Source organism: Ruegeria sp. CDSA021 (assembly GCF_059612325.1).
Genome location: NZ_JBXWQJ010000020.1, coordinates 1 through 22,764, shown reverse-complemented (window position 1 = coordinate 22,764; position 22,764 = coordinate 1). Strand labels below are relative to the sequence as shown.

The 22,764-nt window shown below is 57.3% G+C and carries 19 protein-coding genes; 12 read left to right on the top strand and 7 right to left on the bottom strand.

Going from position 1 to position 22,764, the window contains the following annotated elements; genetic code table 11:
- Positions 1-4 precede the first annotated feature (4 nt).
- From AC2FLD_RS19955 to AC2FLD_RS19915, 9 genes are all read left to right on the top strand, one after another.
- Complete coding sequence (locus AC2FLD_RS19955) at positions 5-1,525, top strand: trimethylamine methyltransferase family protein (protein ID WP_496673211.1); 1,521 nt, start codon at positions 5-7, stop codon at positions 1,523-1,525.
- Positions 1,526-1,581: 56 nt separating this feature from the next.
- Positions 1,582-2,595 (top strand): Ldh family oxidoreductase, encoded by a 1,014-nt coding sequence (locus AC2FLD_RS19950; RefSeq protein WP_496673208.1) that lies wholly within the window; start codon positions 1,582-1,584, stop codon positions 2,593-2,595.
- A 12-nt stretch (positions 2,596-2,607) separates the two neighbouring features.
- A complete protein-coding gene (locus tag AC2FLD_RS19945; RefSeq protein WP_496673206.1) occupies positions 2,608-3,849 on the top strand; it encodes an NAD(P)/FAD-dependent oxidoreductase in 1,242 nt (413 codons plus the stop codon).
- Positions 3,850-4,257: 408 nt separating this feature from the next.
- A complete protein-coding gene (locus AC2FLD_RS19940) occupies positions 4,258-5,217 on the top strand; it encodes a dihydrodipicolinate synthase family protein (RefSeq protein ID WP_496673203.1) in 960 nt (319 codons plus the stop codon).
- Complete coding sequence (locus AC2FLD_RS19935) at positions 5,208-6,140, top strand: 4-hydroxyproline epimerase (RefSeq protein WP_496673200.1); 933 nt, start codon at positions 5,208-5,210, stop codon at positions 6,138-6,140. The genes AC2FLD_RS19940 and AC2FLD_RS19935 overlap by 10 nt, the downstream gene beginning before the upstream one ends.
- A 68-nt stretch (positions 6,141-6,208) precedes the next feature.
- On the top strand, positions 6,209-7,459 hold the full coding sequence (locus tag AC2FLD_RS19930; RefSeq protein WP_496673197.1) for an NAD(P)/FAD-dependent oxidoreductase: 1,251 nt from the start codon (positions 6,209-6,211) through the stop codon (positions 7,457-7,459).
- 76 nt (positions 7,460-7,535) lie between these two features.
- On the top strand, positions 7,536-8,561 hold the full coding sequence (locus AC2FLD_RS19925) for a trans-3-hydroxy-L-proline dehydratase (protein ID WP_496673194.1): 1,026 nt from the start codon (positions 7,536-7,538) through the stop codon (positions 8,559-8,561).
- 114 nt (positions 8,562-8,675) lie between these two features.
- Positions 8,676-9,356 (top strand): GntR family transcriptional regulator, encoded by a 681-nt coding sequence (locus AC2FLD_RS19920; RefSeq protein WP_496673191.1) that lies wholly within the window; start codon positions 8,676-8,678, stop codon positions 9,354-9,356.
- 72 nt (positions 9,357-9,428) lie between these two features.
- On the top strand, positions 9,429-10,943 hold the full coding sequence (locus AC2FLD_RS19915; protein ID WP_496673188.1) for an aldehyde dehydrogenase (NADP(+)): 1,515 nt from the start codon (positions 9,429-9,431) through the stop codon (positions 10,941-10,943).
- Between the two features lie 185 nt (positions 10,944-11,128).
- Here AC2FLD_RS19915 and bhcD read toward each other — a convergent pair whose 3' ends face one another.
- Genes bhcD through bhcA form a run of 4 tightly spaced genes read right to left on the bottom strand, consistent with a single transcriptional unit; the run spans position 11,129 to position 15,484 of the window.
- Positions 11,129-12,118: an iminosuccinate reductase BhcD gene (gene bhcD / locus AC2FLD_RS19910; protein ID WP_496673185.1), complete on the bottom strand. Its 990-nt coding sequence runs from the start codon at positions 12,116-12,118 to the stop codon at positions 11,129-11,131.
- A gap of 15 nt (positions 12,119-12,133) precedes the next feature.
- Positions 12,134-13,297, bottom strand: a complete 1,164-nt coding sequence (gene bhcC / locus AC2FLD_RS19905) for a 3-hydroxy-D-aspartate aldolase BhcC (RefSeq protein ID WP_496673183.1) — start codon at positions 13,295-13,297, stop codon at positions 12,134-12,136.
- 10 nt (positions 13,298-13,307) lie between these two features.
- Positions 13,308-14,282: a beta-hydroxyaspartate dehydratase BhcB gene (gene bhcB / locus AC2FLD_RS19900; RefSeq protein ID WP_496673181.1), complete on the bottom strand. Its 975-nt coding sequence runs from the start codon at positions 14,280-14,282 to the stop codon at positions 13,308-13,310.
- Positions 14,283-14,293: 11 nt separating this feature from the next.
- Positions 14,294-15,484 carry an L-aspartate--glyoxylate aminotransferase BhcA gene (bhcA, locus tag AC2FLD_RS19895; protein ID WP_496673178.1) on the bottom strand — a complete coding sequence of 397 codons (1,191 nt, stop codon included), beginning with the start codon at positions 15,482-15,484 and terminating at the stop codon, positions 14,294-14,296.
- A gap of 209 nt (positions 15,485-15,693) precedes the next feature.
- On the opposite strand from bhcA, the gene AC2FLD_RS19890 reads away from it, so the two are divergent.
- From AC2FLD_RS19890 to AC2FLD_RS19880, 3 genes are all read left to right on the top strand, one after another.
- A complete protein-coding gene (locus tag AC2FLD_RS19890) occupies positions 15,694-16,509 on the top strand; it encodes an IclR family transcriptional regulator (protein WP_496673175.1) in 816 nt (271 codons plus the stop codon).
- A 239-nt stretch (positions 16,510-16,748) separates the two neighbouring features.
- Positions 16,749-17,714, top strand: a complete 966-nt coding sequence (locus tag AC2FLD_RS19885; RefSeq protein WP_496673172.1) for an ornithine cyclodeaminase family protein — start codon at positions 16,749-16,751, stop codon at positions 17,712-17,714.
- 211 nt (positions 17,715-17,925) lie between these two features.
- The gene (locus AC2FLD_RS19880; RefSeq protein ID WP_496673169.1) at positions 17,926-19,017 is read left to right on the top strand and encodes a GFA family protein; all 1,092 of its coding nucleotides are present in this window, start codon (positions 17,926-17,928) and stop codon (positions 19,015-19,017) included.
- 326 nt (positions 19,018-19,343) lie between these two features.
- Here AC2FLD_RS19880 and AC2FLD_RS19875 read toward each other — a convergent pair whose 3' ends face one another.
- From AC2FLD_RS19875 to AC2FLD_RS19865, 3 genes are all read right to left on the bottom strand, one after another.
- On the bottom strand, positions 19,344-20,522 hold the full coding sequence (locus AC2FLD_RS19875; RefSeq protein WP_496673166.1) for a carbohydrate porin: 1,179 nt from the start codon (positions 20,520-20,522) through the stop codon (positions 19,344-19,346).
- On the bottom strand, positions 20,519-21,283 hold the full coding sequence (locus AC2FLD_RS19870; RefSeq protein WP_496673163.1) for a DUF3299 domain-containing protein: 765 nt from the start codon (positions 21,281-21,283) through the stop codon (positions 20,519-20,521). The genes AC2FLD_RS19875 and AC2FLD_RS19870 overlap by 4 nt, the downstream gene beginning before the upstream one ends.
- A 26-nt stretch (positions 21,284-21,309) precedes the next feature.
- Positions 21,310-22,764 (bottom strand): metal-dependent hydrolase family protein (locus AC2FLD_RS19865; RefSeq protein ID WP_496673160.1); only part of this gene is annotated, 1,455 nt, incomplete at its 5' end.

Genomic DNA, 22,764 nt, shown 5'->3' with positions numbered 1-22,764 from the left:
TGAAATGGCACAAGCTAGAGGACGGCCCAGCCGTGGCGGAGGGCGCGCGGCACGCGTTCAGGCCCGCACCAACCCACCCCCCGTTTATCTGTCGACCCTGAATCGCAAGATTGGACCGATCGATCTGCTAGGCCCCGAAGGGGTCGAGCGTATCCACAATGCCGCCATGACCATTTTGGAAACCACCGGCATTGAATTCCGCGATCCGGTAGCATTGGCTGACTGGAAAAAATTCGGCGCGGACGTGCAGGGCGAACGCGTCCGTATCGGGCGCGACATGCTGATGGACCTGATTTCGTCGGTGCCGTCGGAATGGGCTTATGCGGCACGCAACCCAGAGCGGTCTTTGCGGGTGGGCAATGAGCATTCGGTGTTTGCCAACGCCTATGGCGCGCCATTTGTCTATGATCTGGACGGTGTGCGTCGTCCATCGCAGCTGGAGGATGCACAAAACTTTTTCAAGATGAGCCAGATGAGCCAGTCGATGATGGTTCCGGGCATATTGCCGGTGGAACCGCAGGACGTTCCGGTTCCGCAGCGCCATCTTGAGCTTGTGCATGGCGCGCTGACTCTGACCGACAAGCCGATCAAGGGTTCGGTGTTGTCGGAACAGGCGGCGCGCGACTCGGTGGACATGACCCGGATCGTGTTTGGCGAAGAGTTTGTGGACAATAACGTGGTGATGGCCGCGCTGCTGAACTGCAACACGCCGCTGGTCTGGGATGAGACCATGCTGGAAAGCCTGCGCGTTTACGCAGCAGCCAACCAGCCTTGCCTGCTGTCGCCCTTTGTACTGGCAGGGGCTTCGACCCCGGCCAGCCCGCAGGGGGGTGTGGCGCTGCTGATTGCGGAATCACTGGCGGGCATGGCTTACAGCCAGATCATCCGTCGGGGCGCGCCAATGGTTCTGGGCGTGGCGATCATGGGTGTGTCGATGAAAACGGGCGCGCCGATGATGGGGTCGCCTGAACCGGGTCTGATGAACCTGCTAGTGGGTCAGATGGCGCGGTTCTATCAGGTGCCGTGGCGGACCTGCACTATGTGGACCGGGTCAAAGTCGCCCGACATGCAGGCTGGTTTTGACACCGCCAACACGATGTGGCCGGTGCTGCTGGGCGGGGCGAACTATATCGTCCACTCGGCGGGTTTTCTGGAAGGGGCGTTGGGGGTCAGCTACTCGAAATGGGTGCAGGACACGATGCAGCTTGAAAACTTCCACCGCTTTTTCAGCGGGCTTCAAGACGAAAATCTGGACTCGTTGCTGGACGACATCGCCCAGATCGGCCCCGGAGGGCATTTCCTGGGTACGGACCACACGCGCGAAAACCCGATGCATATGAACTTCTTGCAAAACAATGACAGTTTTGAACAGTGGGAGGCAGAGGGATCGAAAACGGCCGAGATTGTTGGCAATGAAGCCGCGCGACGGATGTTGGACAATTATGTGCGGCCTCCGATGCCTGACGATCAACGCGGCGCGCTGGAAGAGTTTGTTGCCAAAAAGCGCCGAGAATACAGCAGTTAACCCCAACGTGGGCGCTGGCGCGCCCCGTTGCGCCACACAAGGACAGGATCACCCCGATGACGGAAATCTCGACGAAAACTCTCTCACTCGAAGAGGTCAGGGAATTGGCCAGATCGGTCCTTGTGGCGGCAGGCGTGGATGCGCGTGGCAGCGCCGTGCTGGCGGATATCGTCACCCGATCCGAACGGGACGGTCCCCGCAGTCATGGGCTGCGCATGTTGCCGGTTTATGTTCAAAGTTTCACCTCGGGATATGCCAATCCGGCGGCATCCCCCAAAGTCGAGCGTATCGCTCCCGGCGTTTTGCGCGGGGATGGCGACAACGGCTATTACCAGCTTGCAGCGGGCGCGGCACGGGACGAGCTGATTGCGATGGCGCATGAAAACGGCATTGCCTCTTTCACCTGTGCCAATTGCCACCACCTGGCAGCGTTGCGTTTTGACACCGAGCCGCTGGCCGAGGCGGGGCTGGTGGCGCTGGGTGTTGTGAACTCACTGTCGATGGTGGTGCCGCAGGGTGGTGTGCGCCCAGTTTTCGGGACCAATCCGATGTCTTTCGCCTGCCCGCGCGAAGGGGCCGAGCCCGTTGTTTGGGATCAGGCGTCCTCGATGGTCGCTCTGATGGATATTCGTATGGCGGCGGCTGAGGGGCATGATTTGCCGCGTCCGGCGGGCCTGGCCCCGGATGGTCAGCCCACTGCCGATCCAAATGCGATTCTGGAAACCCGCAGCCTGCTACCCTTTGGTGAGCATAAAGGGGCCGCGATTGCCTTTCTGATCGAGGTTCTGGGCGCAGCACTCGCCGGTGGAACGCTATCGGTGGACAATGCCAAACGGGTGGAGCATGGCGCCTTGAATATCAAAGGCGGGTCCACTCTGATCGCAATTGATCCTGCGCGCTTCGGGAACCCGGGTTTTGATGATTACGTCAAACGTATTTGTGCCGAAATCGAAGGCAACGGTACGGCCCGCGTTCCGGGTGACGGGCGGTTGAGAAACCGCGCCACTGCGCAGCAACAGGGCGTCGTTGTCAGCACGGAGTTGCTGTCGCAACTGCATGATTTGCAATAGGACCGCTTTTAGATGGCAAAGGTTGCGATTGTCGGCGGCGGTATCGTCGGTATTTCCTGTGCACTGGCGCTGCAGGCTGAGGGGCATCAGGTGACAGTGCTTGAGCCCAACACCGTCGGTGAGGGGGCCAGTTGGGCGTCATGCGGCTGCATAGCCGTAGGTGAAGTTGTTCCGCTGTCGCAGCCTGGCATGATGATGAAAGTGCCTGGGTGGTTGTTGGACAGCGAGGCACCTTTATCGTTGCGTCCAAGTTCAGCGTTGAAATTGTTGCCGTGGTTTGCGCGTTTCACAGCGAATGCCCGCCCATCAAAGATGCGTGCCATCGCGGCGGATCTTGCGCGGCTGACATTCTCGGCCACTGCGGATTTCAAGGCTCAGTTGGGGGATATCGGTCATCCTGAAATGCTGGTGGAACGCCCCATCATCAAGCTGTTTGATGATGACTCTGACAAGGCGACCATGGGGGCTGCCTTTGATCTTGTACGCGAACTTGGGTGCACTATTGACGAAATTTCTGGTCACGAAGCCCATGAGCTTGACCCCGCCATAGCACCCGATTTCAAACATGCAGCGTTGTTGAGGGATTGGAGCTTTGTGACCGACCCCAAGCGTCTGGTCGAAGCCCTGCACCAGACGTTTTTAAAACGTGGCGGCACAGTCAAACGGGCAGGGGCCGCGGGGTTCGACCGCGAGGGCCGACAGGTGCGTTCGGTTAAGCTTACTGATGGAGCTGAGTTATCTGCTGATCAAGTTGTCTTGGCCGCAGGAGCACGATCAAAAGGCTTGGCGCGAGATCTTGGTGTGCCAATCCGGCTGGAGGGCGTGGCAGGGTACTCAACCGCATTGTCAGATCCAGGCGTGGAACTGAAACATACGATCTTCTACCCCAAAGGCGGGTTTGGAGTTACCCCTTATGACGGAGCCTTGGCCGTTGCCGGTACAATCGAGTTCGCCAGTTTGGATGCAGAGCCGAACTGGAATCGGGCCGACGTGCTTGTCCGACGGGCGCATCGCGTCTTGTCTGGTCTGAAAACGGAAGCTGCCGAGCGTCGTATCGGGTACCGCCCCTTCACCCCGGACACCAGACCGATCATAGGACGCAGCGATCGCCTGGATAACGTCCATTTTGCTACTGGCCATGGTCAGCTGGGGCTGACATTGGCGGCCACTACGGCCCGGCTTGTGGCGGACGATATGGCGGGGCGACGCCGTCACATCGATATTCAGGCTTTTTCACCCGACCGGTTTTCCTGATCTCGCATCGTACTGCGGTGATGCGTCCGTGACGCGTTTTGCAGGTGGAGATGCTTGGCCCAGATTGATGAAGCGCGGGGTATGCGGCGATAGTGTTTGTCGTACCAAATTGCGTCTTTGGGATGGGTATGACAAACTGCTGGATTTTGGATACAATATACGATACCCCACTATCAGAACACGATTCCAGGGGAACGCATGGTCGGAAAGCTGGCTGTCTTGATGGGTTTTTCCCATTGCGACTGTTTCTGCGCAGGCGGATGCAAGTGATGACGTCTTGTTCAGCGTCTCCTTGGATTTTTTCAGACCCACTTGTTCCGGTGGGTTCAACTTTGTCGAATTACGCCACCATGCGGGTTGTGCCGTGAACGCACCGGCCACCCGAAACAACGAGGAAGGTCATCAATAATGTCCCAGAATATCTTCACCGGCACCATGCCAGCCTTGATGACTCCATGCAAAGCCGACCGGACACCGGACTTCGATGCTTTGGTGAAAAAGGGCAAGGAAATGATCGAGGCGGGCATGTCTGCGGTGGTGTATTGCGGATCGATGGGTGACTGGCCGCTGCTGTCGGATGCAGAGCGGATGGAAGGCGTTGAACGTTTGGTCGACGCCGGCCTGCCCGTGGTCGTCGGCACCGGCGCCATCAACTCGAAATCTGCCGTGGCGCTGGCCGCGCACGCGCAGAAGGTGGGCGCGGCGGGGCTTATGGTCATCCCGCGCGTGCTGTCGCGCGGATCCTCTGTCGCGGCGCAGCGTAACCATTTCAAGGCGATCTTGTCCGCAGCGCCTGACGTTCCGGCCATCATTTACAACAGCCCGGTCTATGGTTTTGCCACACGGGCCGAGCTGTTCTTTGCCCTGCGGGCCGAGCACCCCAATCTGGTGGGGTTCAAGGAATTCGGCGGCAAGGATGACCTGCGCTATGCTGCCGAGCATATCACCTCGCAAGACGATCAGGTCACGCTGATGGTGGGTGTGGACACCGAAGTCTATCACGGCTTTGTCAATTGTGGTGCTACGGGGTCGATCACCGGGATTGGAACGGCGCTGCCGAAAGAGGCGTTGCTATTGGCTGCTTTGTGCCAAAAAGCAGCGGCCGGTCATGCCGAAGCCCGTATGCGCGCGCGAGAGCTGGAAGAAGCCTTTGGTGTGTTGGCCAGCTTTGACGAGGGCACCGATTTGGTGCTGTATTACAAGCATCTGCTGGTGCTGAACGGGGAAGAGGAATACCTCCTGCATTTTGTTGAAACCGACGAATTGTCGGATGCGCAACGCAATTACTGCGAACAGCAATACAGCCTGTTCCGTACCTGGTTCGCCGACTGGTCCAGCCAGGGCGGGGTGATTGCTGAATGCATGTGATCGACAGCCATACTGGTGGGATGCCCACGCGTGTGATCCTGGATGGTGGCCCTGATCTGGGATCGGGGCCGCTGGCAGAACGTGCCCGCCGTTTGGCCACCGAGCATGAAGCGTTCTATAAATCGGTTCTGCTGGAACCGCGTGGACAGCCCGGCATGGTTGGTGCGCTTCTGGTGCCTTCTGAAGACCCGAACTGCGAAACCGGGGTGATCTATTTCGATGCCGATGCCGTTCTGGGCATGTGCGGACATGGCACCATCGGGTTGGGGGTGACGCTGGCGCATCTGGGCCGGATCGCACCGGGTGCACACCGGATCGAAACGCCTGCTGGCTTGATCTCGATCGATCTGCTGGACGCCAATACTGTACGCGTCACCAATATCGAAAGCCGCCGAGTGCGGGCGTCGGTGTCGATTGAAGTTGCAGGCTTTGGGCAGGTGACGGGTGATCTTGCTTATGGCGGTAATTGGTTCTTTATTGTCGACCCCAGCCCGATTGCGGTGGAGACCGGCAACATCCGCGCCCTGACAGATCTGACCATTGCTATCCGCGAAGCCTGTATCGCGCAGGGTTTGACCGGCGAGAACGGAGAAGACGTGGATCACGTGATCTTGCAGGGCGAATCCCCGTCGCAGGGCATTCACAGCCGCAACTTCGTGCTGTGCCCGGACAATGAATACGACCGATCCCCGTGTGGCACGGGCAGCTCGGCGCGTCTGGCCTGTCTGGCGGCGGATGGGGTGCTGGCGCCGGGGGAGGAGATCATACAGGAAAGTGTGATCGGCAGCCCCTATCGGCTGAGCTATCAACCCGGCCCAACTGGTGGGGTTATCCCGACCCTGACCGGTCAGGCGCATATTATGGCCGAGGGCAAATTGATTTTTGCGCAGAACGATCCGTTCCGCGGAGGGATCTACCTGTGACACACCAAAACCGGGGACCGGTGTAATGCGGCCCCCGGACATGACGAAATAACTGAGAACATCTGGCCATGCAGCAAGACACTAAAGCGGATATTGTTGTGATCGGCGCGGGTATCGTCGGGATCAGCGCTGCGTTGGAGCTGCAAAATCGCGGCAAGCAGGTTCTGGTGCTGGATCGCGAAGGTACCGGGGCAGGGGCGTCAAAAGGCAATGCCGGGGCGTTTGCCTTTACCGACATCGTGCCACTCGCCACGCCTGGGATCATGCGCAAAGCGCCGAAATGGCTGCTCGATCCGCTGGGCCCGCTGTCGGTGCCACCCGCTTATGCGTTGAATATTGCGCCTTGGATGCTGCGGTTCTGGCGGGCCAGTTGGCGGGACCGCTATGCCGCGTCGCTGTCGGCGCAGGCCGATTTGATGGATCATTGCCGCGCGGCGCTGGAGCGTCAGATCAAAGAAGTGGATGGTGAGGCTCTTATACAGCGCGATGGTCAATTGCAGTTGTTCGAAAGCGAAGCCGAGTTCCGTGCCAGCCTGCCCACGTGGGACCTGCGCCGCGATCATGGCATCCCCTTTGATCTGCTGGACAGTCCGGATGCGATTGCCGATATTCAGCCCGGTTTGGATCGTCGGTTTACCCATGCAGGATTTACGCCCACCTGGATGAACACGGTCGATCCGGCCCGTTGGACCAGCCATCTGGCGGCTCAGTTCACCGCGCGTGGAGGTCGTGTCGAAGTTGCAGGCGTCACGTCATTGACGCCAACCGAAGCGGGTGTGCGCATGACGACGGCCAGCGGTGAAATTTCAGCCGGTCAGGTGATCGTGGCGGCCGGGGCATGGTCGCATCAATTGGCGGAGTCTCTGGGGGATCACATCCCTCTGGAGACGGAGAGGGGTTACAACACCACCCTGCCAGAGGGGGCCTTTGACCTGCGGACACACCTGACTTTTGGTGGGCATGGATTTGTTGTGACACGGATCAATGGCGGTGTGCGTGTCGGCGGTGCAGTGGAACTTGGAGGGCTGAAACTGGCCCCGAATTACAAACGGGCCGACACATTGTTGGCCAAAGCCGGACGGTTTCTGCCCAAGCTGAACCTTGAAGGCGGCACCCAATGGATGGGTTTTCGTCCGTCGTTGCCTGATAGCCTGCCGGTCATCGATCGTGCGGCCCGCGCGCCGCAGGTTCTTTACGCCTTCGGCCACGGCCATCTGGGGCTCACTCAATCCGCAGGCACGGCAGAGCTGATCGCTGATCTGGCCATGGATGCGAAGCCAGTGCTTGACGTGACGCCTTATGCATCCACACGGTTTTGATCCGTAATGGGCGATAACAATCATATCGACTTCCGGGGCGCTGGGCGCCTGTCACATACCATGACTGAGGAACCAAATGCGTAGCAGCAAAACGATACATGTGATCTCGGCCCATGCCGAAGGTGAAGTTGGGGATGTCATCGTCGGGGGTGTCACGCCACCACCCGGTGACACGATCTGGGCGCAGCGCAGTTTCATTGCGCAGGACCAGACGCTGCGCAATTTTGTCCTCAACGAACCGCGCGGTGGAGTGTTCCGCCATGTCAATCTGCTGGTGCCGCCAAAACACCCCGAAGCGGACGCAGCGTGGATCATCATGGAACCCGAAGACACGCCGCCCATGTCCGGATCGAATTCGATCTGTGTCTCGACCGTGCTGCTGGATGGCGGGATCATTCCGATGCAGGAACCCGAAACGCAAATGGTTCTTGAGGCCCCGGGTGGATTGGTCCGGGTGCGGGCGGAATGCAGCAATGGCAAGGCCCAGCGCATTTTTGTGCAGAACCTGCCCAGTTTCGCCGACAAGCTGTCAGTTCCGCTCGAGGTGCCGGGGGTGGGCGCGATCACCGTGGATACGGCCTATGGCGGCGACAGTTTCGTGGTGGTTGACGCGCAGGCGCTGGGCTTCGAAATCGCTGAACACGAAGCTCGCGATATTGCCCGGCTGGGCATAAAGATCACCAATGCCGCGAATGAACAGCTTGGGTTTTCGCATCCCGAGAACCCGGATTGGGACCATATCTCGTTCTGTGCCTTCTGCGGCCCGCTCAGTGAAACCGAAGCCGGATTCACCGGAAAGTCTGCGGTGGCGATTCAGCCAGGCAAGGTTGACCGCTCGCCCACGGGAACGGCGGTGTCTGCACGGATGGCGATTATGGCAGCGAAAGGGCTGATGAAACCTGGCCAGAGTTTCGAAGCGGTGTCGATCATCGGGTCCCGTTTCACCGGGCGGATCATCGACACCGCGCAAGTTGGGGATCGCGCGGCGATCATTCCCGAAATCAGTGGCCGCGGATGGATCACCGGCATTCATCAGCACATGCTGGACCCGGATGATCCATGGCCGGGTGGCTATCGCCTGTCGGACACTTGGGGTGTTTAAACACGCTGGTGCGTGTCCTGGCTGAGGTCCTGCAGATGCCTAATCTTCGGTTCGGCTTGGAAAAACTGTGAAAAATCGATAGGTCTGACCAAAACGCAGCAGGAATATTCGGACATGGCAGGAAAACGTGCGATCACCAAGCAAAGCTTACCGGATGTCATTGCTGATGATCTGCGCGAACGCATCCTGAGCGGTGAGCTTGCCGAGGGCGAAACCATACGCCAAGAGGCATTGGCCGAAGAATACGCTGTTTCGAGAATGCCGATCCGAGAGGCGCTTAAACGTCTGAATGCCGAAGGTCTGGTACAATGGGCCAACAATCGCGGTGGGTCGGTTACGAAACATTCGCTCAGCGAGATTGGTGAGATTTTCGATCTGCGTATCCTGATCGAAGTAGACCTGTTTCGACAGGCCATTCCAATTATGACATCGACTGACTTTGCGCGATGCGAGGAAATCCTGGCCCAGATGGAGGCGTCATACGACGAAAACGACGTGGGGACGTGGGGGATATTGAACTATCAGTATCACTCGGCGCTTTATGCTGCCTCGCAGCGGAAACTGACCAATGAGTTGCTGGATCGCGTCAGCCTTCAATCTGACCGGTATGTGCGGATGCACCTGAGTGTGATGAAGCAGCGCGAACCTGCCAAAAAGGAACATCGCGATCTGCTGCGGCTGGCGCAAGCGGGCAAGGTGGATGAAGCTTGCGCGCTGTTGGAAAGCCATATTCAACGCACCAAAGACCAACTTCTGGATATGATCGCTTCTAAACGCGCGGCCGAGGAGTCATGAGGTGGGGCTTGTAAGTCAGGTCATTTTGGATACAATATCCACAATCAGAAGATTCTGACAAACGAGGTCACAATGACATTCACCCCGCATGGTAAACATCTGATCGCCGGCAACTGGTTGGCTGGGGATGATTTCTTCGCGTCGCAGCCCGCGCATGGGCCGTCGCACCGGTTTTCGAAAGGGCGTATTGCAGATATCGATGCTGCCGCGCAGGCTGCGGAAGAGGCGTTCTGGAGCTTTGGGTATTCCACCCGCGAAGACCGTGCGGCCTTTCTGAATGCCATTGCGGATGAGATCGAGGCGCGCGCCGATGCAATCACCGAAGTCGGAACGCAGGAAACCGGTCTGCCCGAGGCCCGCCTGCAAGGCGAGCGGGGCCGGACGACCGGCCAGCTGCGCCTGTTTGCTGCACATATCCTGAACGGTGATTACCTGGACCGCCGCCACGACGCGGCTTTGCCGGATCGCGCCCCCTTGCCGCGACCTGACCTGAAAATGATCCAACGCCCGATCGGCCCGGTTGCGGTGTTTGGCGCTTCGAACTTCCCGCTGGCCTTTTCCACGGCTGGAGGCGATACCGCTGCGGCATTGGCCGCCGGTTGTCCTGTCGTCGTCAAGGGGCACAGTGCCCATCCGGGTACGGGCGAGATTGTGGCCGAAGCTGTCCTTGCTGCCATCGCACGCTGCAACCTGCATCCTGGCGTGTTCAGCCTGATCCAGGGCGGCGACCGCGCCGTGGGATCGGCGCTGGTGCAGCATCCTTTGATCAAGGCCGTCGGTTTCACTGGGTCTCTGGCTGGCGGTCGTGCTCTGTTTGACCTCTGCGCCGCGCGTCCCGCGCCGATTCCGTTCTTTGGCGAACTTGGTTCGGTCAATCCGATGTTCATTCTGGATGCTGCGCTAGCGAACCGAGGCGAAGACATGGCAAAAGGCTGGGCCGGATCGCTGACCATGGGAGCAGGGCAGTTCTGCACCAACCCCGGCGTGTCCGTGATGTTGGCTGGCGAGGCCGCAGATCGTTTCGCCGACGCTGCACAGGCCGCCTTAGCTGAGGTTCCGGCGCAAACCATGCTGACAGACGGTATCGCTGATGCTTACCGCTCCGGGCAGACCCGCATCGCGGCAAGTGCTGGCGTTCAGGAGGTTCTGACTTCGGTGTGTGACCAGCGCAGCGCGTCACCTTACCTGTATCGGACAGATGCCAAGACCTGGCTGTCGAATGAAGCGCTTGCCGAGGAAGTCTTTGGCCCGTTGGGTGTTATCGTGACCGCCGAGACCTCTGAAGAGATGCAAGCCGTGGCGCGCAGTTTGCAAGGTCAGCTGACCTGCACCCTGCATATGGATGACGCCGATCTGGATACGGCTCGTTCGTTGATGCCGATCCTGGAACGCAAAGCGGGGCGTGTCCTGGCCAACGGGTTCCCAACCGGGGTCGAGGTCTGCGACAGCATGGTGCATGGCGGCCCTTATCCGGCATCGACCAATTTCGGTGCAACCTCGGTCGGGACGCTGTCGATCCGGCGGTTCCTGCGCCCGGTGTGTTATCAGAACCTGCCCGATGCGTTGTTGCCGGAACAGATCGGCTGATCTGTCCTGAACGCTTAAAAGACCGCGTGCAACCCGAGCGGGTTCTGATTGGTAAAAGAAACGGCGGCACCTGGATCAGGTGCCGCCGCTTTTAGTCAGTAGGTTACCGAGAGCACCCACAGATTGATCAGCGAGGACAGGATCGTTTGATCGAGTGTGGGCGTGGCGTCCTCCGATCCTAGTGTTCACAACGTGGCGCGTTCGGCTTTTCCGCTTTGATCTGCCAGCCGTGCAGCAACGGACGCGACTGCGAGATCCTGAAGCCCGACGCCTGTGCCATCGAAAAGAGTGATCTCGTCATCAGAGGTTCGTCCGGGGTGGTCGTTGTTGATGACCGACCCGATGGAGGTAATCCGGTCTTCTGTGAGCGTTCCATCAGCGATGGCGTGCTGCGCCTCACCGATCGAGATGGACTGGGCGACCTCATCGGTAAAAACAGTGGCATGGGATACAAGCGCCGCGTCGACCTCTTGTTTGCCTTTGGTATCGGTGCCCATACAGGCCAGATGCGTGCCGGGCTTGATCCAGTCTTTCATCAGCAAAGGCTCAAAGGCCGATGTGATGGTGATGATGACATCTGCCTGCGCGCCCAGCTCTTCTTGCGTGACCGCCTCAAACTCCAGACCGATCTCGGCGGCGACTTCGCCCAGACGCGGCAGCATCTCGGGGTGGGGGTTCCACGCGACCACCTTTTCGAAATCACGCTGTTCAGCTGCGGCGCGCAGTTGGAAGGTGGACTGGTGGCCGGCGCCGACCATGCCCAGCACCTTGGCATCCTTGCGGGCCAGATGCGCGATGGACACTGCCGAGGACGCAGCGGTGCGTACGGCGGTCAGGTAGTTGCCGCCAACCAGTGCCGACAACCGCCCGGTATCGGGGTCGAACAGGAAGACGGTGGACTGGTGGTTGGTTAGCCCCTTGTCCATGTTGCCGGGCCAATAGCCGCCGGATTTGACGCCCAGCACCTGACCGGCGCGGTCGAAGCCGGATTTGAAGCCGTAAAGCGCGTCGGCATAGCCGATGGCCTCACGAATGACGGGGAAGTTATAGGCGTCACCACGCGCCATGGCGGCGAAGACGTTCTGTACCGCGTCAAACGCCTCAGCGCGGCCGACCAGTTGCTGGCAGAGGTCTTCTCCAACGATGAGCAGGGGTTTTTCGGGCATATCTTTCATGATCCTTCTCTCGCCTTAGAACGCCTTGCCGCGCGCAGAAACGGGCCATAGGGTTTCGACCTTGCCGCCCCGCACGCCCACATACCAGTCATGCACGTTGGCGGTCGGGTCGCAGTGGCCGGGCACCAGATGCAGCTTGTCATTGACCTTCAGAACGCCCCCGGGGTCTGCAACAACGCCGTGCTCGTCGGAACATTTGACATATTCCACATCGGTGCGCCCGAAGATCACCGGTAACCCGCTGTCCACGGATTGAGCCTTTAGCCCCGCATCCACGATGGCCTTGTCGGCCTTGGCGTGGCTCATCACGCTGGTGAGGATGAAGAAAGCGTTTTCCCATTCTCCCCGGTCAATGCGGTTGCCGTCTTTGTCGAGGATGCGGCCATAGTCGGCATCCATGAACGCGTAAGAGCCGCATTGCAATTCATTGTAAACGCCCGAGGTGCTCTCGAAGTAATAGGACCCGGTGCCGCCGCCACCGACGATGTCGCAGTCCAACCCTTCGGCCTTCAACCCGTCCACAGCGTCTTTCACCTGCGCCACGGCGATGTCGATCTTGGCCTTGCGATCCTCGTAAAGGTCCATGTGCTGCATCGCACCCTGATAGGCCTGAATGCCGGCAAACTTCAGCCCTGGGGCCGCGTCGATGGCCTTGGCAATGGCGATTACATCCGCCGTGGTGGTCACGCCGCAGCGGCCCGCGCCGCAGTCGATCTCGACCAGACATTCAATTTGGGTGCCATGGCGCTCAGCCGCCTCTGACAGGTCGGCCACGTTGTCGATATCGTCGACACAGCAGATCGTGCGCGCACCCAGCTTGGGCATCCGCGCCAGCCGGTCGATCTTGGCCGGGTCTCGCACTTGATTGGACACAAGCACGTCCTTGATGCCACCGCGGGCAAAGACCTCGGCCTCGGACACTTTCTGACAACAGACACCGCAGGCACCGCCCAGCTCGACCTGAAGCCGCGCCACGTCGACGGATTTGTGCATCTTGCCATGCACCCGGTGGCGCATTCCATGGGCTTCGGCGTAATCACCCATTTTCTTGATGTTGCGTTCCAAAGCGTCCAAATCCAGCACCAGCGCCGGGGTCTGTATCTCGGACGCGTCCATTCCGATGGCTGCGGGGATGTCAAAGCCAACCTCAAGCTGGTCAATGTTCACAGGCTTGTTCATGTTTTCCTCCTCAGCCCTGGGTCCAGGGCAGTTTATCCAGATCCACATTACCGCCGGTGATGATCACGCCGACGCGTTTGCCTTTGAATACCTCGGGGTGTTTCAGGATAGTCGCCAGAGGCACCGCGCAACTGGGCTCCATAACGATACGCAGGTATTTCCAGGTGATCTTCATCGCCGCGATGATCTCGTCCTCACTGGCGGTGTGAATGTCGGTCACAAAATTCGACACGAAGTGCCAGGTGTTTTCCTTCAGCGGCACTTTCAGCCCGTCGGCGATGGTAACCGGCGCGTCATCAGCGATGATGTGACCGGCCTTGAAACTGCGATAGGCATCATCGGCCTGTTCCGGTTCCGAGGCATAGATCTTCACCTCGGGTGCCAGATTTGAAAACGTCAGGCAGGTGCCCGAAATCATGCCGCCACCACCAATGGGAGCGACTACCGCGTCCAGACCGTTGGTCTGTTCCAGCAGTTCCGCCGAGCAGGTCGCCTGACCCGCGATCACGCGGGGGTCGTTATAGGGGTGCACAAACTCGCCACCCGTGCGTTCCTGCACTTCGGCAAATACTGCCTCGCGCGAACTGGTCGAGGGTTCGCATTCGGTGATGATGCCGCCGTAGCGGCGCACTGCATCTTTCTTGGCTTGCGGCGCGGTGCGCGGCATCACGACGTTGCAGGGGATACCTCGCCGACCTGCCGCATAAGACAGGCTAAGCGCATGGTTGCCTGAGGAATGAGTACAGACCCCGCGCTTGGCGGCTTCGTCCTTCAGGCCGAAGACCGCGTTACAGGCCCCACGCACCTTGAAGGCCCCGGCCTCCTGGAAGCTCTCGCATTTGAAGAACAGCTGCGCGCCGGTCAGTTCATCAAGGTAATCGGACCTTAAAACCGGGGTGCGGTTGATATGGGGTTTGATCCGCTCATGCGCCTCGCGCATATCTGCAAGGGTCAGGCAATCGGCTGTGGTCATCGCGTCCAACATCAAATTCCTCCTTACGCTGCGGATTGCATGGGGGTGGCGTGGCCCACGCGGAAATACGCCTGCGCCGCCGCCACACCGCTGCCCAACTCGATCGGATAATCCAGATCGGCCATAGCCATTTCGATGGTCGCCAGACCAGACAGAACCATCACATCCGTGAGGCTGCCCAGATGGCCGATGCGGAAGGCTTTGCCGTTCATCTCGCCCAGACCAATGCCAAAGCTGACGCCATAGGCATTGAAGGCGTGATCCGTCAGGGCATTGCTGTCGAAGCCGTCGGGTACAAAGATCGCGCTGACAGTATCCGAGTAGAGATCCGGCGACTGCGCCACCAGTTCCAGCCCCCACGCAGCCGTTGCCTTGCGCACGCCTTCGGCCAAACGGAAATGGCGGGCATAGACGTTATCCAGCCCTTCCTCGAACAGCATCTTCAGGCTTTCACGCATCCCGTAGATCAGCTGCAGTGGTGGGGTGTAAGGGAAACCACCGGATGCGTTGGCGTTCATCATGTCGCGGAAGTCAAAGAAAGTGCGTGGCAGGTTTGCCGTCTCCATCGCGGCCAGCGCCTTGGGACTGACACACAAGATCGCCATGCCAGTGGCCAGCATAAAGCCCTTTTGCGAGCCGGACACAGCAATATCAACGCCCCAGTCGTCGAATTCAAACGGCATCGACGCCAGTGAACTGACGCAATCCACAAACAGCAACGCCGGGTGCGTGCTGGCGTCCATCGCCTTGCGCACCGCCGCGATATCCGAGCGCACGCCGGTGGCGGTTTCGTTATGGGTCACCAGAACCGCCTTGATCTCATGGCTATTATCGGCGGCCAGAGCCTCGGCAAATTTCTGTGCCGGAGCGCCACTGCCCCAAGGGCATTCGATGATCCGCACATCCAGCCCATGCCGTTGACACAGGTCGATCCAGCGGTGGCTGAACATGCCATACCGCGCCACCAGAACCGCGTCACCCGGGCTGAGTGTATTGGTCACCGCCGCCTCCCACCCGCCCGTGCCGCTGGCCGGGAAGGTGATAACCTGGCCCTGAGCTGTGCCGAACACCTTCTTGGTGTCTTCAAGCACCGGCGTGAAAGTTTCGACAAAATCCGGTGCGCGGTGGTCCTGGGTCTGAACCTGCATCGCAAGACGCAGACGGTCGGGGATGTTGGTGGGCCCCGGAATGAAAACTGGGTTCTGTTGAGACATCGCGTACTCCTCCGAATTGGTAATATGATCTTACCAAGGTGGGAGATTTGCAATTTTCTCGAAAAAGTTTTTCACTGAGTGAAAAATTAACTTAACGCCTTGAAAGAAATGAAAGAGATGATTTTTCATAAATGAGGAAAGAAAACTTGGTTTTGAAAAAAATGCTGCGAACCCTAAAATCAGCCCCCTAATCACACAGGAAAATACCGGTGCAGAATCAAAAAAAACCGCGTGGACGACCCAAATCAATCTTCAAGGAAAGCTCGGCAGGAACATTGCAGTCCCTCGACCGGGCGTTGGAAACATTGACGACGGTGGCTGCGCTGGAGCGGTGCACGCTCAGCGATCTCAGCAGGGAAACCGGTGTACCAACGGCTACAACGCATCGCATCCTGACCACCCTGTCCAATCGCGGCTATGTCAGTTTTGATGAACAGCGCCAGGAATGGATGATCGGGATCGAAGCCTATCGGACCGGCACTTCTTATCTGAAACGCAACAATGTGGTCGAGATCGGTCGGCCGATCCTGCGCAGGCTCATGCGCGACTCGGGCGAGACTGCAAATATGGCGATGCCGGATGGCAAGTATGTGGTGTTCGTCAATCAGATCGAAACCAGCAATCCGATCCGTGCCTTTTTTCCACACGGCGCACGAGCACCTATGTACGCGTCAGGAACCGGCAAAGCCCTGCTGGCTGAAATGACCTCAAACGCGCTTGATACGTTTTTGTCTGATATCACCTTCGAGCCCTACACGGATCGCACCCATCGGTCTGAGGTATCCTTGCTGGAAGACCTCTCTCTAATCCGGCAACGTGGCTGGTCGTTTGATGATGAAGAGCGGTACTCGGGCATGTCCTGCACAGGCGCTGCTATTTTGAACCAGTTCGGTATCCCCTGCGCGGGCGTTTCGGTTTCGGGCCCGACGGCACGGATCAACAAGTCCAACGCCGCCTATTTCGGTGAAATGGTCCTTGAAGCAGCGCGAGAGATCACAACGGCTATCGGCGGTCAGGCGCGTTGATGCCTGGCCGTTTTGTACGCGGCTGAGTGCTACAGTGATGGTCCTAAACTGATCGGCAGCAGCTTGGTGTGGTCTTGGCGTCTTTTGGGGCAGCGGGTCTTGTCAGATGACACGGATCGTCCACGGCCGAATGACAAGTGGCACATGGGCGAAGTCGTAATCATGATCTGTAGCAAGAAGCACTGGGTGAGGCGGGCGATATGCATTACCCTTCGCATACGCGCTAAGGAGTAGTTGCGATGGGCACTTTGGTTGTCACTGAAGCAGAGTTGAGAAATTGTCTTCCAATTGACAAAGGGTCGCTCGGCGCAACCGAACAGTCCTTTTCGTGGATTTCGGAAGGGCGTGTTTCAATGCCGCCTGTTATGCATATCGACGTTGATGAGGATAGCGCTGTCGACACAAAGGGCGCTTTTGTGAATGGCCTTGAGCATCTTGCTGTCAAAATCGCCACCGGCTTCTTTCGGAACCCGCAGATCGGACTGCCCAGTTGCAGTAGTATCATCGCTTTGATGAGCGCAAAGACAGGTGCCTTTGATTGTATATTCCTAGACAACGGATATTTGATGAACCTGCGCACCGGACTTGCCGGTGCGGTGGCTGCAAAGCACCTGGCACCCCAAGAAATCAAAACTGTCGGCGTGGTCGGCACAGGCGTACAGGCCCGATATCAGATTGAAAGCCTCGCCCTTGTGCGTAGATTCGAACGCCTTCTGGTTTTTGGGCGCAACGCGGTATCTGTTTCGAGATATTGTGCTGAAATGGCAAATCTTCTTAGAATTCCGGTGGAACCCTGCCAGTCCCTCGCGGAGTTGGTGACGTCTGCGCAAGTTGTCGTCACTACGACCCCTGCGACGGAACCAATCATCATGGCCGAATGGCTTCACAGTGACTTGCACATCACTGCCATGGGGTCGGATTTGCCTGGTAAACAAGAACTACATTCGAACGTACTCGAGCGCGCAAACGTTGTGGTTTGTGATGTGATTGATCAGTGTGTCATCGGCGGCGAGCTTCAGAATTTAGGCGAAGGCAGCAGAAAAGTACTAGAACTCGGTTCAATCATTTCAGGAGCGGACCAATTTTCGCGCCCAACTGGTGCCGTGACGATCTGCGACTTGACGGGAACTGGCGCACAAGACACCGCGATCGCGGTAGAAGCCTTTTACCGTGTGAAGGCTGCTAAATTGGGAGCTTCGCTCTGAAAAGAGTTAGAAGCTGATATTCCCTTCCACGTACCGGACGGCAGCTTCCGCCCGCAAACCAGATGTTACAGATTTCACTGATTGACCGTTCCTGAGCCCCAGACAGTCGTTCAAATGCGATGTGGCGTGGTTGAAATTCAGGCGGGATCATAATCATCGCAACCAACGACGCAGACTATGCGTGCTTGTTAAACTGCCGTAACTTGACCACATGCCAAAGCCAGAGATCAGAAAACTTGCTGCTATCGTTTCGATCGATGTCGTAGGGTACTCGGGCCTTATGCAAAGAGACGAGGCAGGCACTCTGGCGCGGCTCGGCATGTACTTTGACGGCATCGTTTCACGTCTGGTCTCGACTCATAACGGGCGTGTAGTCAAATCGATGGGCGACGGCCTACTGATTGAGTTTCCTACTGCTGTTGATGCGGTCGCTTGCGCGCTGGAAGTCCAGACGGTTATGGCTGACCGTGAAGCCGATAACCCGAGTAAACAAAAAATCACCTTTCGCATTGGAGTAAATCTTGGTGATATTGTTGTCATAGGCGACGATATCTTTGGAGACGGTGTCAATCAGGCGTCCCGACTTCAAGAAATTGCCAAACCCGGTGAGCTCTGCGTCTCCGGGAGCGTTTTGGACCAAGTCAAAGAAAAGATTGAGCATTCGTTTGTAGATATTGGCCATCGAAAGCTGAAAAACATCATTCAGCCTGTCCGCGCCTATCGTTCGACTTTGACAGCTTCCGGTGAAGAGGCGAAGCCAATTGGGTGGCCTTTCCTCACAGCGGCGAAAAGTGAACCGGTCACTGCAGGTGGATGTCTGTGCGGCGCAATTCGGTATCAGATCTGGTCTCTGCCAGTTGCAGTCGGTTTTTGTCATTGTAGGCATTGCCAACTAGCTCTTGGCTCTCCTGTGAATGCATGGGCGATTTTTGAGAAGCCAAATGTGACTTTCGAGGGTGAGAAACCCGGTTTGTATGCTTCTTCGAAGCTCTCTGAGCGAGCCTTTTGCAAGAATTGTGGGACGAGCATTTATACCGACATTAGCGACATCGGGTATTATTCAATCCGGGTTGGAACACTTGACAACCCAGCCGATTTTCCACCCGAACTGCACTATGGGGTGGAAAGTCAAATCCCGTGGGTCGACATACATGACGACTTACCCAGAATTAGAACAGAAGAAGATCCGCGGATGTCCTCTTGTTGGGTTTCTGTAGGCGAGCCAAGTTCTGGACCAACACCGTCGTCTTCTGAGACGCGCGTTGCTAACAGGCAAAAAAGAAAGAAGTCCGATCAGACCTGAGACAGTGAGTAACGGCAACTTTGTCCGCGGTCCCGACCTCCAAATTGATTGCGATTTTGCGATTACCGCTAAAGTCCGGAATGCGGGCTGCGACCGTAGCATTTGAAAACCGTGCTCAAGTTCGGCTTTGGGTCGTTGGATGTATCGTGGAGAACGGGGCAGGGGCTTGTGCTGCGTCTGCACCGAGGTCTGCTGTGAGCCCAATTTGACTGATGCTGCGCGGTGCTCCAATGAAGGCGACGCGCAGAAAGCGGACTTTACAAAGTCCTGTTGATCTCCCTTAGTCGCCCTTTGACACAACCCATTGGCGACTGCGTTCACCGGCATTAGAAAACAATTCGGGTTCTTACACCGAACAGAGTAATTTGGTCCTGATTGGGGCTCAGAAGCGGGTCGGAAATGAGTTGTACCGATGGCGTGATCTGCAATCCGGGTGAGATTGAAAACCGGTAGAATGCTTCGAGCGTGAACTGGTCACCGTCTATGCCTCTTGCCTCGGCCCAGTTCAGGCCCAGCCCGGCCAAATCGGTATTGCGACCATAGTAGCCCAGACCCGCAGAGACGGACCGGTCATAAAGTGCTGCGGTCCCCTTTGAGGCCCCAGCCCGAAAGAACGGCATCCATTTATTGTCAATAAACCATGCGGCAGAGAACGCAGCGCCGTAATCTTCCGCTCGACTGCCATCGTCAGCCGCATCCGCATGCCAGAGAGTCAAATGGACATTGTCGAAATAGATGCGATCAAAACCGGAAGTGTATCCAAGTTCGAGAGATTTAAAGAGATTGCCATCGCTGAACACATCAAAGTTTGGATCAGACGGGTCAGCATTTGCGTCTGAGACGCTGGCAACGGCGTAAAGGTTCTCGCTCAGCTTTACCCCACCGGCAATACCAAGACCCGGGTTGGGCGCGTTAAGTGTCGGGTTGGTATTGAAGGACAGGTTTTGGAAACCACTGTAGGGGCTTACCAATCCATAGATGTCCACAAAGTCTGTTACATCAATCTGCCCGAATTGCAGCGTCCACGAACTGTTTTCGGCCCTTTGGGTCCAGAACAGGTTGGTCAGCAGCAGACCACTATCGTTGAAGGCTGTTCCCGTGATCGAAAGGGCTCCACCATCTAGCCCAAGGAATTGCGGGGCAACATCAGTGTAACTGTGCCGGTCTTCGATCTTGAATGTCAAAGATCCCCGTTCAGTTGCCTGCCAACTACCGTAGAGGCGCGCAATTCCGCTGGCCGCTTCGCCGGTTCCCAGATCAGCATTCGTGGATTGGCCCAATGCCAAGTAATCAATGTTGAACCGGAACCCACCCTCAGCCAGTCGGTCTTTCCATTGAAACCAACTCGGTGCGACATTGCGTGGAAAATCGGAACGATATTGCGGATCAGTTAGACCATCTCCGGGCTCTAGATCAGCTTCGACCGAAGAGGGCCCAGACAAACCTTGAGCCGACGCTGCATCAGCGAAGGCAATGCTCAATGCGGCAACTAGAAGTCTAATCATTCAGACGCCTTTGCCCCGCCGGTCTTGCGATTTCTCGCCGCCCGGATACGATCAGCGGCACGCTGCTTCCATTCCAGACTGTCTGCCTCGGATTCCAGAGTTTCGACACGTTCCGTCTCTAACTGGAAAGTCGCATTCATAGGCATGAGGCCGTCCACAACCATCATATTCTGAACAGAAGGATCGATCGTCAGCGTGCCCGTCAGCCGAACGGGTTCGTGGAAATAGCTGGGCGTCCAGTCGCCATTCAGCCGTACACGAATCATTTGGTTGGGCGGGGGAGGAGGCATGTGGCTGCACATCCCTCTTTCTGGCACCAAATACGCCACAGGCCGACCGTCCGGATCACTCGGAGCAGGAATGGCAAAGCCCGCGAGTGTGATAGTTTGACCATCGAATTGTTGATTTCCGCTCGTTCCTGCCTTTCTTCGACGTTCAGTCACAACCTCGCGCTGATCGAGTAGCCAGTCGACGTCAATTCCGTCTGACACCAAGGCATCCTCAGTCTCGGTCAGAAGCTCTTGCCAATTCTGCCTCTCTTCTTCGCTGCCACTATCCTGCTGTAGCCTGCCGCGCATCCGTACGACGTAAAGGACATCGTCGAACTGTTCCGCGCTAAGTTCGCGATAGGGGTCTTCAAAGACCTGCGCGGACGGGTCAGGCAGGTCAGACCAGTCCAACGCGGTTCCTGGCGTCGCCATGACAGGATGACCACACCAAACCAACCCTGCAAATACTAAGGAGCGAAACCAATGGTGCATAAATACTCTCCGGCTGTTTAGACAGGTCAATCCAGTGTGTTTTTGTAGATGACGCCGTTCTTCATGATCAGGCGGATCGTTTCAGGGCTTTCCGGCCTCGGATCGGCACCAAACCACTGATCACCCGTGCCAACCACAGAGAAGTCTTCAAGTGGGTTACCATCGATCAGCAGGATGTCCGCATAGGCTCCTTCCTCGATAACGCCCAGTTTGCCTTCGGGATAGGGGTTCATGAACGGCCCGGACAAAGCAGCGATTTCACCGCCAGTAGATGTCATTGCGACCAAAGAGGCGTGGGAGCCAAAGAACTCATTATTGAGATGTTTTTCATAGGCAATTTGAATATTGCAAGCTGCTACAGAACCTACGCAATCCGTGTGAAACCCTCTTTTGGCTGGGCACTCATTCATGTTTTTTATGTAGTCGCCGAAAGCCTGCGTAGCTGACTGTGCCTTTCGTAAGCTGGCTGGGACATCTCGAATGGCAGGAATATCGAAGAGATTCGGATCAAATGCGGTGAGATTGGTTGTGATGTAGGCCCCCTTCTCTTCCATCAGCGCCGATATTTCACAATCAAACATGAACCCGTGTTCAATTGATCGGACACCAGCATTCAGCGCCGCCATGATCGTTTCCTTGCGGTAGGAATGGGCCATGACGTAGCTTTCGTATTCGTTGGCAACCTGCACGGCCGCTTCTAGTTCTGCCGTCGATCCAGCCAACAACTGCCACGGGTCAAACACTGAAACTACACCGCCTGATTGCATGTACTTCAGTTGTGTTGCTCCCATCCGGAAGTTGTTACGAGCAAACTTGTACATGTCAGAGACGCTGTCGACTTCTTGGGCCATATTCAGACGGCTGAAGTTCGAAGACTGGCCAACAGGCGCCGTAAAGTTGGCGAAATCAGCATGGCCACCACGCGTACTTAGAAAAGCAGCCGCAGGGTAGAAACGCGGCCCGGCAATGGTCCCGGTGTCGATTGCGCGGCGAAGACCTCCATTAGCGCCACCTGCATCTCTTACGGTGGTAAAGCCTTGCATTAAGTACATCTCAGCCATTTGAGTGCCGTGAATCGCGAGGTCTTCCCAAGTGCTGTTGGCTTCCATTGCGGGCAACGTGGGTCCTGGCAGCATCAGGTGTGCGTGATTTTCGATGAAGCCGGGAGTCAGTGTCCTCCCTTCTCCGTCAATAACCGTAGCATTGGGGGCATCAATCACTTCAGTTGATACGGCCTTAATCAGGTTGCCCTCGACCAATACGCTGGCATTCTCGATGCGCTGTTCACTCACTCCATCGAAGATGTGCACGTTGGTAAACAACGTTTGGGGTTCTTCCTGATCCTGAGCCTGCGCGGACGCTGAAAAAGCAAAACCTGCAGCGACAATTACCGTCGAGCAAAGCGACATTCGTAGACCGGACATAAGTTCTCCCTTCATATTCGTGTTTTGCAAACTGTAGTCCGAAATATCTTGGGTCGG

Bases quoted from the DNA above. Each gene is read 5' to 3' on its own strand.
- AC2FLD_RS19875 (WP_496673166.1), bottom strand. From the start codon at position 20,522: ATGATTAGACTTCTAGTTGCCGCATTGAGCATTGCCTTCGCTGATGCA.
- bhcB (WP_496673181.1), bottom strand. From the start codon at position 14,282: ATGTTGGACGCGATGACCACAGCCGATTGCCTGACCCTTGCAGATATG.
- bhcA (WP_496673178.1), bottom strand. From the start codon at position 15,484: ATGTCTCAACAGAACCCAGTTTTCATTCCGGGGCCCACCAACATCCCC.
- AC2FLD_RS19885 (WP_496673172.1), top strand. From the start codon at position 16,749: ATGGGCACTTTGGTTGTCACTGAAGCAGAGTTGAGAAATTGTCTTCCA.
- bhcD (WP_496673185.1), bottom strand. From the start codon at position 12,118: ATGAAAGATATGCCCGAAAAACCCCTGCTCATCGTTGGAGAAGACCTC.
- AC2FLD_RS19935 (WP_496673200.1), top strand. From the start codon at position 5,208: ATGCATGTGATCGACAGCCATACTGGTGGGATGCCCACGCGTGTGATC.
- AC2FLD_RS19955 (WP_496673211.1), top strand. From the start codon at position 5: ATGGCACAAGCTAGAGGACGGCCCAGCCGTGGCGGAGGGCGCGCGGCA.
- bhcC (WP_496673183.1), bottom strand. From the start codon at position 13,297: ATGAACAAGCCTGTGAACATTGACCAGCTTGAGGTTGGCTTTGACATC.
- AC2FLD_RS19940 (WP_496673203.1), top strand. From the start codon at position 4,258: ATGTCCCAGAATATCTTCACCGGCACCATGCCAGCCTTGATGACTCCA.
- AC2FLD_RS19945 (WP_496673206.1), top strand. From the start codon at position 2,608: ATGGCAAAGGTTGCGATTGTCGGCGGCGGTATCGTCGGTATTTCCTGT.
- AC2FLD_RS19925 (WP_496673194.1), top strand. From the start codon at position 7,536: ATGCGTAGCAGCAAAACGATACATGTGATCTCGGCCCATGCCGAAGGT.
- AC2FLD_RS19870 (WP_496673163.1), bottom strand. From the start codon at position 21,283: ATGCACCATTGGTTTCGCTCCTTAGTATTTGCAGGGTTGGTTTGGTGT.
- AC2FLD_RS19920 (WP_496673191.1), top strand. From the start codon at position 8,676: ATGGCAGGAAAACGTGCGATCACCAAGCAAAGCTTACCGGATGTCATT.
- AC2FLD_RS19880 (WP_496673169.1), top strand. From the start codon at position 17,926: ATGCCAAAGCCAGAGATCAGAAAACTTGCTGCTATCGTTTCGATCGAT.
- AC2FLD_RS19930 (WP_496673197.1), top strand. From the start codon at position 6,209: ATGCAGCAAGACACTAAAGCGGATATTGTTGTGATCGGCGCGGGTATC.
- AC2FLD_RS19915 (WP_496673188.1), top strand. From the start codon at position 9,429: ATGACATTCACCCCGCATGGTAAACATCTGATCGCCGGCAACTGGTTG.
- AC2FLD_RS19950 (WP_496673208.1), top strand. From the start codon at position 1,582: ATGACGGAAATCTCGACGAAAACTCTCTCACTCGAAGAGGTCAGGGAA.